At 40.2% G+C, this 15,527-nt stretch carries 11 protein-coding genes; 1 reads left to right on the plus strand and 10 read right to left on the minus strand.

Annotated features, from left to right (window positions below; genetic code table 11):
- Positions 1 to 18 precede the first annotated feature (18 nt).
- The 10 genes from clpB to BO15_RS0100465 form a co-directional block, all read right to left on the minus strand.
- On the minus strand, positions 19 to 2,598 hold the full coding sequence (gene clpB, locus BO15_RS0100420) for an ATP-dependent chaperone ClpB (protein ID WP_033151557.1): 2,580 nt from the start codon (positions 2,596 to 2,598) through the stop codon (positions 19 to 21).
- Positions 2,599 to 2,713: 115 nt separating this feature from the next.
- Entirely contained in the window at positions 2,714 to 3,454 is a 741-nt protein-coding gene (locus BO15_RS0100425; protein ID WP_033151558.1) for a hypothetical protein, read from the minus strand.
- Positions 3,455 to 3,889: 435 nt separating this feature from the next.
- Positions 3,890 to 4,330, minus strand: coding sequence for an Hsp20/alpha crystallin family protein (locus BO15_RS0100430; RefSeq protein WP_033151559.1), 441 nt, complete (start codon positions 4,328 to 4,330; stop codon positions 3,890 to 3,892).
- 184 nt (positions 4,331 to 4,514) lie between these two features.
- Positions 4,515 to 7,079 (minus strand): heavy metal translocating P-type ATPase, encoded by a 2,565-nt coding sequence (locus BO15_RS0100435; RefSeq protein ID WP_033151560.1) that lies wholly within the window; start codon positions 7,077 to 7,079, stop codon positions 4,515 to 4,517.
- A 462-nt stretch (positions 7,080 to 7,541) separates the two neighbouring features.
- A complete protein-coding gene (locus BO15_RS0100440; protein ID WP_207641070.1) occupies positions 7,542 to 7,871 on the minus strand; it encodes a metal-sensing transcriptional repressor in 330 nt (109 codons plus the stop codon).
- A gap of 150 nt (positions 7,872 to 8,021) precedes the next feature.
- Positions 8,022 to 8,717, minus strand: a complete 696-nt coding sequence (locus BO15_RS0100445) for an L-ribulose-5-phosphate 4-epimerase (RefSeq protein ID WP_033151561.1) — start codon at positions 8,715 to 8,717, stop codon at positions 8,022 to 8,024.
- A 123-nt stretch (positions 8,718 to 8,840) separates the two neighbouring features.
- Positions 8,841 to 10,436, minus strand: coding sequence for a xylulokinase (locus BO15_RS0100450; RefSeq protein WP_033151562.1), 1,596 nt, complete (start codon positions 10,434 to 10,436; stop codon positions 8,841 to 8,843).
- A 73-nt stretch (positions 10,437 to 10,509) separates the two neighbouring features.
- The gene (gene fsa, locus BO15_RS0100455; RefSeq protein WP_033151563.1) at positions 10,510 to 11,166 is read right to left on the minus strand and encodes a fructose-6-phosphate aldolase; all 657 of its coding nucleotides are present in this window, start codon (positions 11,164 to 11,166) and stop codon (positions 10,510 to 10,512) included.
- A 119-nt stretch (positions 11,167 to 11,285) separates the two neighbouring features.
- Positions 11,286 to 12,785: an L-arabinose isomerase gene (gene araA, locus BO15_RS0100460; RefSeq protein WP_033151564.1), complete on the minus strand. Its 1,500-nt coding sequence runs from the start codon at positions 12,783 to 12,785 to the stop codon at positions 11,286 to 11,288.
- Between the two features lie 135 nt (positions 12,786 to 12,920).
- Positions 12,921 to 13,823 carry an AraC family transcriptional regulator gene (locus tag BO15_RS0100465; RefSeq protein ID WP_033151565.1) on the minus strand — a complete coding sequence of 301 codons (903 nt, stop codon included), beginning with the start codon at positions 13,821 to 13,823 and terminating at the stop codon, positions 12,921 to 12,923.
- A 329-nt stretch (positions 13,824 to 14,152) separates the two neighbouring features.
- On the opposite strand from BO15_RS0100465, the gene BO15_RS0100470 reads away from it, so the two are divergent.
- On the plus strand, positions 14,153 to 15,436 hold the full coding sequence (locus BO15_RS0100470; protein ID WP_033151566.1) for an ABC transporter substrate-binding protein: 1,284 nt from the start codon (positions 14,153 to 14,155) through the stop codon (positions 15,434 to 15,436).
- The last annotated feature ends 91 nt before the right edge of the window (positions 15,437 to 15,527 follow it).

The raw sequence follows: 15,527 nt of genomic DNA on the forward strand, positions 1-15,527 counted from the left end.
GCATTATCCTCCTGTGTCTTAACTAAACAGCTTGGTTCCATCTGAATCAATTGTGATTGTTGAGCCCTCACTTATATCTCCTGCAAGTATGATTTTAGCTGCCATAGTCTCCACATTTTTCTGAATGTATCTACGAAGAGGACGAGCACCATATACTGGGTCATAGCCCTGATCAATGACGAACTGCTTTGCTGCTGGAGTAAGTTCGATCTTTAGCTGTCTGTCTTCAAGTCTACCATTCAACTCAGCCATAATCAAATCTACTATTCCACCAATATTGCTCTTTGTAAGTGGCTTGAACATGATGATTTCGTCCAGTCGATTTAAAAACTCCGGTCTGAATGAATTTCTCAAATCATTCATTACCAAATCATTTGTCGCTTGGGTGATTTCGCCAGTAGTCTCGTCGATTCCTTCAAGCAAATACTGAGAACCGATATTGCTGGTTAAAATAATAATTGTATTTTTGAAATCAACTGTACGGCCTTGTGAATCGGTGATTCGACCATCATCAAGTACCTGCAATAAAACATTGAATACATCTGGATGCGCTTTTTCTACTTCATCAAAAAGTACTACCGAATATGGCTTACGGCGAACTGCCTCAGTAAGCTGACCGCCCTCGTCATATCCTACATATCCTGGAGGTGCTCCTATAAGTCTGCTGACGCTAAATTTTTCCATGTACTCCGACATATCAAGACGAACCATGGCGTTTTCATCGTCAAATAGTGCCTGAGCTAATGTCTTTGCAAGCTCTGTTTTACCAACACCTGTAGGTCCAAGGAAAAGGAAAGAACCGATTGGCTTACTTGGATCCTTTATTCCTGCCTTTGAACGAATTATAGCTTCTGACACAAGCTTTACAGCCTCATCCTGTCCCATAACTCGTTTGTGCAATTCCTCATCAAGATGAAGAGTCTTGCTGCGTTCTGTTTCATTAAGCTTTGCTACAGGAATACCTGTCCATCTTGAAATGATTCTTGCTATTTCTTCCTCTGAAACATTTTCATGAACCAGGCCTGTATCCCTAGCTTTAAGCTTTTCTTCTGCTTCTGCAAGTCGCGCCTCAAGCTCTGGAAGTCTACCATACTGAAGCTTTGCAGCCTCTTCCAAATCGTATTTCTGCTGTGCAACCTTTATCTGGCCCTGCACATCATCAAGCTCTTCTTTGATTTTTGCCACATCCTCAACAAGCTTTTTCTCGTTGTCCCATGCAGCCTTCTTTGTGTTGTATTCGTCACGAAGCTCTGACAATTCTTTTTGTAAATCTGCAAGTCGCTCCTGCGATAATCTATCTGTCTCTTTCTTAAGAGCAGCCTCCTCGATTTCCAACTGCATAACTCTTCGATTCATCTCATCCATTTCAGCTGGCATGGAATCAAGCTCTGTCTTAATAAGTGCACAAGCCTCATCTACAAGATCGATAGCCTTATCTGGAAGGAATCTATCAGAGATGTATCTATTAGAAAGTGTTGCTGCACTAACTAATGCGCCATCGGTAATCTTTACTCCATGGAATACTTCGTAGCGCTCCTTAAGTCCTCTAAGAATAGAGATTGTGTCTTCAACTGTTGGCTCGTCAACCATTACAGGCTGGAAACGTCTTTCAAGAGCAGCATCCTTTTCAATGTACTCACGGTATTCATCAAGGGTTGTGGCACCGATACAGTGGAGCTCGCCACGAGCAAGCATTGGCTTTAACATATTTCCTGCATCGAGACCGCCATTACCATTTTTACCAGCACCGATGATTGTGTGAAGCTCATCTATAAATAAGATGATTTCGCCATCTGAGTTTTTTATCTCATCAAGAACAGCCTTCAGTCTTTCCTCAAACTCACCTTGATATTTGGCACCTGCGATCATTGAGCCAATCTCTAGTGAAAATACCTTTTTGTTTTTAAGTGCTTCAGGCACATCGCCTCTAACAATACGCTGAGCCAAGCCCTCTACAACTGCTGTTTTACCAACACCAGGCTCACCTATAAGAACTGGATTGTTCTTTGTCTTACGGCTAAGGATTCTGATGACATTTCTGATTTCTTCATCACGACCGATTACAGGATCAAGCTTATTTTCTCTAGCTCTTTCTACCAAATCGTATCCATATTTTTCAAGTGTGTCATAGGTTGCTTCTGGATTATCCGTATTTACGGTTTGGTTTCCTCTGACAGTTGCAAGCACTGCAAGGAATGAATCCCTTGTAATATTGAATGCCTTGAAAATATTCTTAATAGGTGTGCTTGGCTTTTTAATCATGGCAAGCATCAAATGCTCAACAGAAACGTAGCTATCACGCATTGATTTAGCTTCGTCCTCAGCATAAGTAAGAACATAATTGAGATGCTGACCTACTCGAAGTTCACCACCCTGCACCTTTACTCTGGCTTGAAGTGCTGCATCTACAGCATTTTTGAATTGTTCCACATCGATGTTCATCTTGCTAATCAATGATGGAATCAATCCATTCTCCTGGCGTAACAGCGCCATCAGCAAATGCTCCTGCTCTATCTCCTGATTGCCATAATCCATGGCTATTTTTTCGCATGCATTAATTGCTTCGATTGATTTTTGTGTAAATTTTTGGATGTTCATAATCTCACCTCCACCCGTTATTTATCTTGTAATTATGTTCTAACACAAAAATTAGCACTCGACAAGTCCGAGTGCTAATAATTAATAATTATTTAAGAATTTGTGGAACAGCTTATCAATTAGTTCTATCGTATACGCGTAAATCATAGTGGTTGGAATACATATCTTCCAAACTTTCTACATCTACATCCCCACTAATTAGAAGTCTATCAAAAGATTGCGATGTACGATGCTGACGATAGTCTTCATAACACATGTAAGCAAATGCCTCCATTAATGTGGCATTAGGCTTATAAATAGAATGAATATCGATAATATCCGGATTAAGCAAATATGTTTTTGTACCAATGGAATATGAACGAACTGCAACAATTGGCCTTTCTTTTGTGCTACTTTCATGGAAATATGCAGTCAGTTTATATGCATCAATATTGGCTCCACCGACTACACAGCTACCTAATTCTTCGTATACTGGTGGCTGAGGATCAAAATCGTATTGATTTATATTGCTAAGTTCTATAGCACTAGCCAGCTTTTGCAGTTCATTAAATAATGTCATATTACCAATAGTGATTGCCGTGTGCTTTGCATAGTCCGTTAAAGATACAAAATCATATTTTTCATTTTCATCAAAGCCTGTTGGCTTAACCGCCTCAATAGCAGCATCACTAAAATAATAATCTGGGTAATTGTCTCGAATGTAAGTAAGAAAAGTTTTGAAGTCAGAGAAAGTACAGCGATGTAGGTCAATGTTTTCGATTTCGTCCCGCGTAACTTGCCGAACTTGCTCCTCATCGCTATTAGCTTCAATTTGATAATTTAAATGCGTTCTAAATAAAATATCTGTTGTTTCCATAAATTATAATCTCCCCTTTTACAGCATAATAGCACATATAGTGTCATCTGTATATAGTAATACTAGACCTTGTAGCAGTTTTATTAAATTATACTAAAATTAAATATTGGGGTTTATACAAGTTGATTATGCTCTAATGCTTAATACAGCTAATGCTAGGCCACCTCATAAGTGGCAAAGCCTCTGGTCTGCGCTGGGGGACTACTGCCTAGAATAAAAAATAAGAAATAGGCAGTAGTTTTCAAGGGCAGTGTGGCGTAACTAGACGACATTCTTATCGCCAAGTCGATTACTCTTTATCTTGCAAAAGTATTTAGCACTAAACTATACCAAAACACAAAAAAGACTACTACCTAAACTAGGATAAACTAGTTTAGGTAGTAGCCTTCGAAAAAGTTAAGCCACACTAGGGATTTGAGCTTGTGTTAATACAAGTTATCCTTCAATAGCTATGTATTTTGTTTCATCTTTCTGAGGAATTTCTTCCTTCTTAGGTACACTTAGGGTAAGAACTCCATCTTTGTATGCTGCATGAATATCTTCCTGTGTGATGTTATCACCTACATAGAAGCTTCTGCTGCAAGAGCCTGTGTAGCGCTCGCGACGGATGTAGTTGCCATCTTCGTCCTGACTGTCGTTGTTCTGATTTGTTTCAGCTTTGATTGTAAGATATCCATCTTTCAACTCGGCTTTAATATCTTCCTTTGAGAATCCTGGAAGATTCATATCTACTTGATAACCATTTTCGGTTTCTTTAACATCTGTTGTCATCATTCTTGAGAAGTCATTATCGAAATTTCTTCCAAATCCTGTGACACGTGGTACTCCAAAGAAATCATCCATAAAATCATTTGATAAAATACTAGGCATTAACATAATACTTACCTCCTTTTATTTACGGGCTTCTTTGAGCCTGATTGTTAATGTGGTTAAAGAAGAACTTCTTTTGTTCCTCTTTGTGATTATGTTATAACTCTAAAATTAGCACTCGTCAAGCACGAGTGCTAATAATTTATAATTATTTAATATTTTGTTTATAATTTGTCAGACATTTGCATTACTATTTAATGCCTACGAATTCGTAGCCTGCGCCTTCAACAGCAGCCTTAAGATCTGCCTCAGCAACATCATCTGAAGTCTTAAGTGTAACAAGATTTGCCTCGTGATTTGCTGTAGCCTCTTCTACTCCGTTGATTTTCTCAAGGGCTTCCTTTACGTGTGCTTCGCAGTGAGCGCACATCATTCCTTTTACTGTAATTTCCATTGTTGATTTGTCCTCCTTTATTTCTCCATCTAATAAGTACTGGCTATTAACTAATAATTTTTCATGACCAAGTGAATTCTTGATTGCTCTATCCCTGCCATGTTCATGCATCTTGAATAGATTCAATCTAAGCGCATTTGTTACAACGCAGAAGCTTGATAAGCTCATAGCTGCTGCACCAAACATTGGATTCAAAGTCCAGCCGAATGCATGTATGTATGCGCCTGCTGCAAGTGGTATTCCAATAACATTGTAAAAGAATGCCCAGAATAGATTCTCATGAATATTTCTTAATGTTGCGCGGCTGAGTCTGATTGCTGCTGCAACATCTGAAAGTCTGCTCTTCATAAGAACTACATCTGCTGCATCGATAGCAACATCTGTACCTGCACCAATGGCAATTCCCATATCTGCGCTGGTAAGTGCTGGCGCATCATTGATTCCATCGCCTACCATAGCAACCTTGCCGTACTGCTGCAATGCTCGGATTACTTCCTCTTTGCCCTCTGGCTTTACTCCTGCTACAACTTCATCCACACCTGCCTCCGTTGCTATGGCTGCTGCAGTCTTTTCATTGTCACCAGTAAGCATTACCACGTGGATGCCCAAGTTTTTCAAATGTTCTATTGCTTCTGCAGAATCTTCCTTAATAACGTCTGCAACAGAAATGATTCCGAGATACTTGCCATTCTTTGTAAAGAATAATGGTGTCTCGCCTTTTTCCGCTAGTCTATCTGCAAGCTCAATTATTTCTTTACTAACAGTCACATGCTGTTTTATAAGGTCAAGGTTTCCTCCGTAGACTTCCTCTCCATCCAAAATAGCTGTGATTCCATTTCCAGATAGAACCTTAAAGTCTGTAACCTCAGCTGGCTCCATACCATTTTCCAGGCCATTTTCTACAATAGCTTTAGCTAGCGGATGCTCTGATTTATTCTCTACTGCGAAGGCAACTCGAAGAAGATCCACATCATCCACATCCTCGGCTTCAAAGATACCAACCACCTTTGGTTCACCTTTTGTGATTGTACCTGTTTTATCAAGGGCGACAATCTGAACCTTTCCTGTTTCTTCAAGAGATACAGCTGTCTTGAACATGATGCCATTCTTGGCTCCCATGCCATTTCCTACCATAATGGCAACAGGTGTAGCAAGGCCAAGGGCACATGGGCAACTGATTACAAGGACAGAAATTGCTCTAGCAAGAGCATAGCCCACAGGCTGACCAACAAGCATCCACGCAATAAATGTGATTATCGCAATTACGATAACTGTTGGAACAAACACGCCTGATACCTTATCTGCGATTTTAGCAATTGGCGCCTTTGTAGCTGCTGCATCACTAACCATCTGGATAATCTGAGAAAGTGTTGTATCTTTACCAACTCTAGTGGCTTCGCATACCATGTAGCCGCTTTCATTGCTTGTGGCAGCCGAAACCGAATCACCTACTGTCTTATCAACAGGAATACTTTCACCTGTAAGGGCAGATTCATTAACTGCACTACTTCCATCTACAACGATTCCATCCACCGGGATATTGTCACCAGGTTTTACAACAAATCTATCTCCTATTTTGACCTGTTCGATAGGGACTTCTGTCTCTACTCCATCCTTTAATACAACTGCTGTCTTGGCAGCAAGCTTCATCAAATCCTTTAGGGCATTGGTGGTTCTTCCCTTTGAAATAGATTCCAGTAACTTACCAACTGTAATCAGTGTAAGAATCATAGCCGCTGATTCAAAATAGAACTCCATCATGTATTCCATGACTTTGTCCATATTGCCAGCAACCATAGCTGATGTCATTGCAAATAAAGCAAATACACTGTATCCAAAGGATGCTGTGGCGCCAAGGGCCACAAGAGTGTCCATATTAGGTGCACCATGCATGAGCCCTCTAAATCCGCTGACAAAAAACTTTTGATTGATAATCATAATCGCGATTGTAAGAAGCATTTCATACAATCCCATAGCGATATGATTTCCATCCAGAAAACCTGGCAGAGGCCAATCCCAAAGCATGTGCCCCATAGACACATACATGAGAGGGATCAGTAGTATCACTGAAGCGATTAATCTATTTCTAATCTTTGGAGTCTCTGTATCAGCAAGCTCATTATCATAATTTGGCACTGAAGCACTTGCTCCTGTAGAACCATCTACCTTTAAGCTGGCACCATAGCCTGCATTCTCGATAGCCTTTATGATTTCAGCAGAGTCTGCATTTCCCTCAACTCCCATTGAATTCGTTAGAAGACTAACTGCACAACTGTCCACACCAGGAACTGCGGATACAGCTTTTTCCACCCTAGCCTGACATGCCGCGCAGCTCATGCCTGTCACATTATATTGTTCCAATATATCACTTCCTTCCAAATCTAATTGTGTTTTTCTATTGTGTTAAGTTTTATTATCAATATTTCAGATTCACTTATATATAAACCAGATAAAAGTTAAGTGAATTTCAAAATTTAATAGATCACACTTAAAACTATAAACTCCTATTAAGTGAATCTATGATTTACAAGAAAAAACTTAAAATTATACTTCTACTTTTTGAATTTCTTAAGTCTATTCTGAAATAAACAAAATAAACTTACATATTTACATAAATTGTTAAGTGAATATCATAATCTTGCTAATAAACTTAATCATACTTAAATCTTTTTAATTAGTTTTAAGTTTATTTCTGTTTTTCTTATATTCACTTAACAGGTTTCTCATTTTTTAAGTGTAATATTTCTTGCTTCATTTTTAACTTAACAAAATATGCCGATAATCACCTAAACAATAAGTTACATCGAAGCTTCCTTCCGGTGCTTACTTCATAAGCTTTTGTAGAACCGCAACAAGCTCGTCTACCACCTCTTCGTCGCCATTGCGGATGTTGTCTGCAACGCATGTCTTTACATGATTTGCAAGCAATACCTTATTGAAGCTATTGAGAGCTGATGTGATGGCAGAAACCTGCATGAGAATATCTGTACAATACGCATCCTTCTCAAGCATGCTTTCCACTCCGCGAACCTGCCCCTCAATTCTTTTGAGACGATTCATCAAATCCTTAAATTCTTTATCCTCGCGACTTTTGTGCTTGCCAGAGCAACAGCATTCGCAAGTTTCCTCTATTAATTCGTCCTTATTTCCCATGATTATCGCTCCTTTATATACCCCCGAGGGGTATCTTCCTCGTTAAGACGATAATATACCCCCATAGGGTATTTGTCAACAATTAAATTTTATGCAACGAAAAAAAGACCACATCACCTACTGGCAATGCGGTCCCAACATTATTTTTATTTAGTTCTGTCCGTAATAAGCATTTGCTCCGTGCTTACGATAGAAGTGTTTATCTCTGATGCAATCTGGAGCTGGCTCAACCTTTGGGTTAACCTGCTCTGTGAAGAGTGCCATCTTTGCTACTTCTTCGAGCACTACTGCATTATATACTGCCTGGTCTGCATCCTTGCCCCATGTAAATGGGCCGTGGTTCTTGCAGATAACGCCTGGCACGTACTTTGTGTTAACGCCTCGCTCTTCGAATGTCTCGATGATTACCTTTCCAGTATTTACTTCGTATGCCTCATCGATTTCTTCTGGAGTGAGATTTCTAGTGCATGGGATAGGTCCACAGAAATAATCTGCGTGAGTTGTTCCATACAAAGGAATATCTCTTCCTGCCTGTGCCCAAGCTACTGCGTATGTAGAATGTGTATGAACTACGCCTCCTATATTTTCATACTTTTTATAAAGCTCAACATGAGTAGCTGTATCTGAGCTTGGCTTGTACTTTCCTTCTACAACCTCTCCATCAAGGTTTACAAGTACCATATCCTCAGGCTTAAGCTCATCGTATTCTACACCTGATGGCTTAATTGCAAATATTCCAGACTCTCTGTCGATTCCAGAAACATTGCCCCAAGTATAAGTAACAAGCCCACGCTTTGGCAACTCCATATTAGCCTCATAAACCTGCTTTTTTAATTCTTCTAACATATTCTATACCCCTAGTCCGCTGGTCACGTCTACAAGCCTTAGTAACTCTCCGTTCAACATATGTTTCACTTGAGAGTTCTAAGAGCTTGCTGACTACCAGCTCATTGAATAATTAAACTCAGTTTATCGCCACGACTCCACGGCGCATGCCTCAGCCTTAAGTGCCTTGCGGTAGTCAACCATCCACTCATCGTAGCCCTTTACCATATCAGCATCTGGCTCCATTGTTGTAGATTCCTGACCTGCAAATACCTTTTCATCAAGATAATCCTGTAACTTCTTGCTCTTGTCCTCACGAAGAAGATAATTAGCAAGAACAGCCATACCCCAGGCACCACCTTCGCCTGCTGTAGCCATTACAGTGATAGGAGCATTGAGCGCTGCTGCAAGAACAGACTGACCAACACCCTTTGTCTTAAAAAATCCGCCGTGACCAGTGATAGACTTTACCTTCACATGCTCTTCCTTAAGAAGAATATCGTTTCCAATCTTTAATACTCCAAGTGCGCCGTAAAGATTTGAGCGCATGAAGTTTGCAAGACTAAACTTGGCATCTGGTTGTCTAACTACCATTGGACGGCCTTCGTTTACATTAACAACAGGCTCGCCACCGAAGTAGTTGAAAGAAACAACGCCACCGCAATTTGCATCTTCTGTAAGTGCCTTGCGATAAAGTGTGCCGTAAATATCGTTCATTGAAACATCCATTCCAAACGCATCTGCGAACTCTTTGAATATTCCAACCCACGCATTTAAATCAGACGTACAGTTGTTGCAGTGAACCATTGCAACTGCCTCACCAGTAGGAGTTGTAACCATATCGATTTCCTCATAAGGCTTTGATAATGGCTTGTCCAAAACTACCATAGAGAATACTGATGTACCAGCAGAAACGTTTCCTGTACCTGCTGAAACTGCGTTTGTTGCAACCATACCTGTACCTGCATCACCTTCTGGTGGAGCAAGTGGGCAGCCTGGCTCAAGCTCTCCTGTAGGGTCAAGAAGCTTTGCACCTTCCTCTGTAAGAGTTCCTGCATCGTCACCTGCAACTAAAACAGCTGGCATTAAATCCTCTACCTTTGTAGTAACACCATGGGCAGCTGCAAGCTTGTTGAACTTTTCAAGCATTGCTGTGTCATACTGGCATGTCTTTGAATCAATAGGGAACATACCAGATGCTTCACCAACACCTGCTACCTTCTTGCCTGTCATCTTGAAATGAACATAGCAAGCAAGTGTCATGAAGTATGCGACATCTTTTACATGTGGCTCCTTGTTTAGGATGCACTGATAATAATGTGAAATACTCCAGCGCTGAGGCATGTTGAAGTTGAGCTCTTTGCTAAGCTCTGCTGCAGCCTCACCTGTGATAGTATTTCTCCATGTTCTAAATGGAACCAAAAGATTGTCATTCTTATCGAATGCAAGATAACCATGCATCATAGCTGAAAATCCGATGGCACCAATCTTTGTAAGCTTAACATCGTATTTATCATTTACGTCTTTTTTAAGCTTTGCATAGCAATCCTGAAGTCCAGCCCACACTTCATCAAGAGGATATGTCCAGATACCATTATCTAAATGGTTCTCCCATTCATGATCCCCCTGAGCCAAAACCTTATTCTCCTCATCAACGAGAACAGCTTTGATTCGTGTAGAGCCAAACTCAATACCAAGGGCTGTCTTCTTGCCCTCAGCAATTATCTCATTAATATTCATGTGTAAATTCCCCCAATATATCTCGCTGGTTACGGCTACAAGCCTACCAGCTATTCATACTTTATGAAAAAAATTACTCTCCGAATACCGCGATGTAGTCCTTCTGGAATTTCTCGATGCCAGCAGTTGTAAGTGGATGATTAATCATCTGCTCGATTACCTTGTATGGTACTGTTGCAATGTCAGCACCTGCAAGAGCGCAGTCTGTAACGTGGATTGGGTTACGAACTGATGCAGCGATGATTTCTGTATCATATCCATATATATCAAAGATTTCTGCGATGTCGCGGATAAGGTCGATACCTGGCATGTTGATATCATCCAATCTTCCAAGGAATGGAGATACATAAGAAGCACCTGCATTAGCTGCAAGAATTGCCTGGTTTGCAGAAAAGATTAATGTAACGTTTGTCTTGATGCCCTCAGCTGAAAGAACCTTTACAGCCTTAAGTCCTTCTGCAGTCATAGGAATCTTTACTACCATGTTTGGATGCATTGCTGCAATCTCACGGCCCTCTTTAATCATACCTTCTGCATCAACAGTTGTTGCCTTAACCTCACCTGAGATAGGTCCGTCTACGATAGATGCGATTTCCTTAAGGATTTCTTCCTGGCTACGTCCACCTTCCTTAGCAATCAATGATGGGTTTGTAGTAACTCCACAGATTACTCCAAGATCGTTAGCCTTCTTAATGTCCTCAATTTTTCCAGTGTCAACAAATAACTTCATTTTATTTCTCCTTCTTTCTGTGCTGGCAATTTTGCCAATTTCTTCTAGTTTTTAACTACTAAAAGTTTAATGCTTTTAACCTTTGCCTTCAATCAAATTTATGACTTTCTAATGGCAATTTATTTACCGTATACAAGATTTCCAAGTGCAAGATCACGCTTGAAATCACGAATCTTTGTATCCTTATCAATGTAAACAGCTTCGATTCCCATTGCTGCAGCCCAGTCGCCCATCTGCTCTGCTGTCAAATCATAAGAGAATGCTGTATGGTGTGCACCGCCTGCAAGTAACCAAGCTTCTGTACCTGTGTAGAAATCTGGTTGTGGTGTCCAGAAGTTGATAGCTGTTGGAAGCTTTGGAAGTGGCTTTTCAACCTTCTTGCAATCAACATCTTGAATGATAAGACGGAATCTATTTCCAAGGTCGATAAGAGATGTAGCAATACCCTTGCCTTCCTTTGACTGGAATACAAGACGAGCTGGATCCTCTCTATCACCCATTGAAAGAGGCTGAACCTTAATCTGAATAGGACCATCAGCAAGTGTTGGGCAAACCTCAAGCATGTGAGCCTGGATAATTCCTTCCTTGCCCTTTACAAGATTGTATGTGTAATCCTCAAGCATTGAAGTTCCCTTAGCATCCTTCATACCTGTTGTCATAATCTTCATAAGACGAACCATGGCAGCAACCTTCCAGTCACCTTCTGCGCCAAAGCCATATCCCTTTTCCATAAGTCTCTGGATTGCAAGACCTGGAAGCTGTTTGAGAGAACCAAGATCACCAAAGTGTGTAACGATGGCCTGATAGTTCTTCTCCTCAAGGAATCTTTCAAAGCCAAGTTCAATCTGTGCCTGAACTGCAACGTGCTTTTTGAATTCCTCTGGGTCTCTACCTTCAAGGCAGATATCATATTTGCTGTAATACTCATCAACAAGAGCATTTGTATCAGACTGAGAAACAGCTGCAACTGCCTCAGCAATTTCATTTACAGGGTAAGCATCAACTTCCCATCCGAACTTAAGCTGAGCTTCTACCTTATCACCTTCAGTTACTGCAACATTCCTCATGTTGTCAGCTACTCTCATTACACGAATGTGGCTAGATTCAACAACACCAACTGCTGTACGCATCCAAGAAGCAAGCTTGTCCTGAACCTCAGCATCCTGCCAATAGCCAACAATTGTCTTTCTCTCGATACCCATTCTTGAAAGAATATGAGCATACTCTCTATCACCGTGAGCTGCCTGATTCTCATTCATGAAATCCATATCCATTGTTGCGTATGGAATCTCACGATTGTACTGTGTGTGAAGATGGCAAAGTGGCTTTCTGTATTCCTGATGTCCAAGGATCCAAGACTTTGCAGGCGAGAATGTGTGCATCCATGTGATTACACCTGCACATGTTGGATCATTGTTTGCCTCATTAAATGTGCGTCTGATTACCTCGTTTGTAATCATTGTAGGTTTCCATACTACCTCAAAAGGAAGACGTCCCGACTTGTTTAAAGTCTCAACAATCTCCTTTGAGTGTGCTGCAACGTGCTCTAAGCACTCGTCTCCATATAAATCCTGAGAACCTGTGCAGAACCAAAACTTGTAGTTAAGCTGTGTTTTCATAAGATTTACCCTCCTCCTAAAACGTTTACCGTATATAAATAAAATACAACTTGTCCAGCGGTCGGCACAAGTTGTATTTCTTTGATTTAAAATATTATATTTTAGCCGTTTATAAGGAGTGTACAAGTTGTATAATTACTGTACAAGTTCTGCTTTTTCTCCATTTCTTTCAATTTCAAGGCTCCAATACATGCTTTTAAACTCTGTAGGAGTGCATCCCTTTTGAAGCTTAAACATTCTAATAAAAGAAGAAATAGACATAAATCCGCAGTTAAGTGCTACATCAGTAACAGAATTTCCCGGTTCAATCAAAAGCTCTGATGCCTTAGCAATACGCTTTTGATTAACGTATTTATAGAAGCTAGTACCTGTAAACTGCTTGAATAGTCTTTCAAAATAAAATTTACTAAAGCCGCTCATATCTGCAACCTCATCCAGCTTCAAATCTTCTGAACAATGGCTGTCTATATAATCACAGATTTCCACAAACTTGTTGGCATAATCCTCCTTTGAAGAAATACTGGTGTCGTTTGTTTTGTTGGACTTGCTTGAATAGTTTCGTCCTATCAGCTTAAACATTTCCAAAATCTTACTATATATACTAAGTTCTGAAAAAGATGTGCCTGCCATATACTCCTCTTTTATTTCTATCAGCATCTTTACAAGCTGCTCATGAATGCTTGGATATTCCTCTGGCGTGATGATTGCATATGGTGACATAAATGAGATTAAAACCTCGAATTCTCTAAGAAATCTCAGATATGTAGTATTTGGTTGAAAGATGATTCTACGACCGGTTTCAGGTGCCTTTATAGCATGAACGCATCCAGGACATATAATGCAGATGTCCTTCTCCCTTAAATACACTTCTGAATTTGAAAACAGCATTGTATATCCATTTTCCACTGGCATTACTATTTCAATAGCAGGATGCCAATGCTTTGGATAATCCTCGTATTCTCTATTATCATAAAGCTTTAGCGTGGTGCTTTGCTTATAATGGACAGTCTCAAATATGCCATCTAAAGTCTCTATCATTTGTAAATTCCCCCTATAGCAACAATTAGCAATAATTCTTGTTTTCAATTTTTGCTCTAATTGTCAAAAAAATCAAGACATTTTTTATCAAATTCAATTTATATTTCTCTCATTTTGTGCATAATGCATATTTTGCGTCATAGCCTTTCGGAAATCATATACAAATCACCGATAGAGTGCCGTACCACTATGGCAAGATTTGATAATCAAGAAACAACAATTTATAAGAATGTGAATAATCTGTGTGCTACATTTAGGTTAACAACAACGAAGCAGTTTATTTGGGGTTTTTATAACAAACTGCTATCTAAGAAAAAAAGGAGAAAGGTATGAGAAAAAAATTATTATCAGCAATCTTATCAACAATGATGGTCGCTTCTTTATTTGCAGGTTGTGGCCAGTCAGGAAGCTCTAGCTCATCAACATCTGCTGATGGAGTAGAGGAAATCACTTGGATGTTCTGGGATGACTTAAATGCAACTGAGGATCTTATCTCTCTTGGTTACAAAGATGTTATCGACAGATTCAACGCAGATTACGAAGGACAGTATCACGTAAATGTAGTTACAACAAACCTTGAAGAGTATTACGCAAAGTTAAACGCTCTTGTAGCTGCAGGCGATACACCTGATGTATTTATTGTCAGCCCTGGTCCTAACCTTACAGATTATGTAGAGCCAGGAGTTGCTGCTCCACTTGATGATTATCTTGCACAGGATGGCTGGAAAGATACATTCACAAGCGACGCTGTATTTACACAGCAGACATATGATGGAAAGATTTACGCAGTACCTCTTAACACAGCTGCAGCTTGCTGCTTCTACAACACAGAAATGTTTGAAGAAGCTGGTGTAGAAGTTCCTACAAACTGGGATGAAATGCTTGCAGCATGTGACAAGCTTCAGTCAGCAGGTTACACACCAATCTCAATCTCAGCTGGTACAGCATGGTGCCTTTCAATGGTAGCTGGTTACCTTTGCGAAGAGGAAGGTGTTGACCTTGCAGCTCTTGCAGACGGTAGTGCTTCTTGGGAAGATGGAAAGCTCGAGTCAGCTGCAACAAAGCTTGTTGAACTTTCTAAGTACTTCCAGCCAACAGCTGCTGGTGATACAAATGATGTAGCTACAGCAAACTTCTACAACGAAGAAGCTGCTATCCTTATCCAGGGTTCATGGGCAATTGCACAGATCAATGGTTCAAACCCAGACTTCGAGTCTAAGTGTGGTGTATTCCAGTTCCCAGGTTGCGACAGATTAATTGCTAAGTCTGATTCACTTGCTATGAGCTCAACAACAGAGCATCCAGAAGCTTGTGCTGCTCTTATGAAGTACTTCACAGACGACACAGCTCAGAAGTACACAGCAGAAGTTGGTGGAAAGATTCCTGTAACAAACGTTGAATACGATGCATCTAAGGCTCCTGCACAGCTTGCATACGTTATGGATGTATTCTCAAATGCAAAGGGAACATTCGGTTTCTACAACGAGTCAATGCCTACAACTGAGACAGGTTCTCACTTCGATGACACAATGGTTTCTGTATTCCTTGGCGAAATAACCCCTGCTGAGGCAGCTACAGACATGGAAGAATATTACGAGGCAAACTGTAGATAAAAACTAACTTCTTCTTCATAATCTCATTCTTTTTGGGGCACTTTAATGTGCCCCAATTTTAAAAAAGAAACCAATTCAGACTAACTAATTA

It is taken from the genome of Pseudobutyrivibrio ruminis HUN009 (assembly GCF_000703005.1).
Lineage (GTDB): Bacteria > Bacillota > Clostridia > Lachnospirales > Lachnospiraceae > Pseudobutyrivibrio > Pseudobutyrivibrio ruminis_A.

What these genes read in the sequence shown, in the direction of transcription:
- clpB (WP_033151557.1), bottom strand. Translation starts at nt 2,598, where the DNA reads ATGAACATCCAAAAATTTACACAAAAATCAATCGAAGCAATTAATGCA.
- BO15_RS0100430 (WP_033151559.1), bottom strand. Translation starts at nt 4,330, where the DNA reads ATGTTAATGCCTAGTATTTTATCAAATGATTTTATGGATGATTTCTTT.
- BO15_RS0100450 (WP_033151562.1), bottom strand. Translation starts at nt 10,436, where the DNA reads ATGAATATTAATGAGATAATTGCTGAGGGCAAGAAGACAGCCCTTGGT.
- BO15_RS0100470 (WP_033151566.1), top strand. Translation starts at nt 14,153, where the DNA reads ATGAGAAAAAAATTATTATCAGCAATCTTATCAACAATGATGGTCGCT.
- BO15_RS0100440 (WP_207641070.1), bottom strand. Translation starts at nt 7,871, where the DNA reads ATGGGAAATAAGGACGAATTAATAGAGGAAACTTGCGAATGCTGTTGC.
- BO15_RS0100425 (WP_033151558.1), bottom strand. Translation starts at nt 3,454, where the DNA reads ATGGAAACAACAGATATTTTATTTAGAACGCATTTAAATTATCAAATT.
- araA (WP_033151564.1), bottom strand. Translation starts at nt 12,785, where the DNA reads ATGAAAACACAGCTTAACTACAAGTTTTGGTTCTGCACAGGTTCTCAG.
- BO15_RS0100445 (WP_033151561.1), bottom strand. Translation starts at nt 8,717, where the DNA reads ATGTTAGAAGAATTAAAAAAGCAGGTTTATGAGGCTAATATGGAGTTG.
- BO15_RS0100465 (WP_033151565.1), bottom strand. Translation starts at nt 13,823, where the DNA reads ATGATAGAGACTTTAGATGGCATATTTGAGACTGTCCATTATAAGCAA.
- fsa (WP_033151563.1), bottom strand. Translation starts at nt 11,166, where the DNA reads ATGAAGTTATTTGTTGACACTGGAAAAATTGAGGACATTAAGAAGGCT.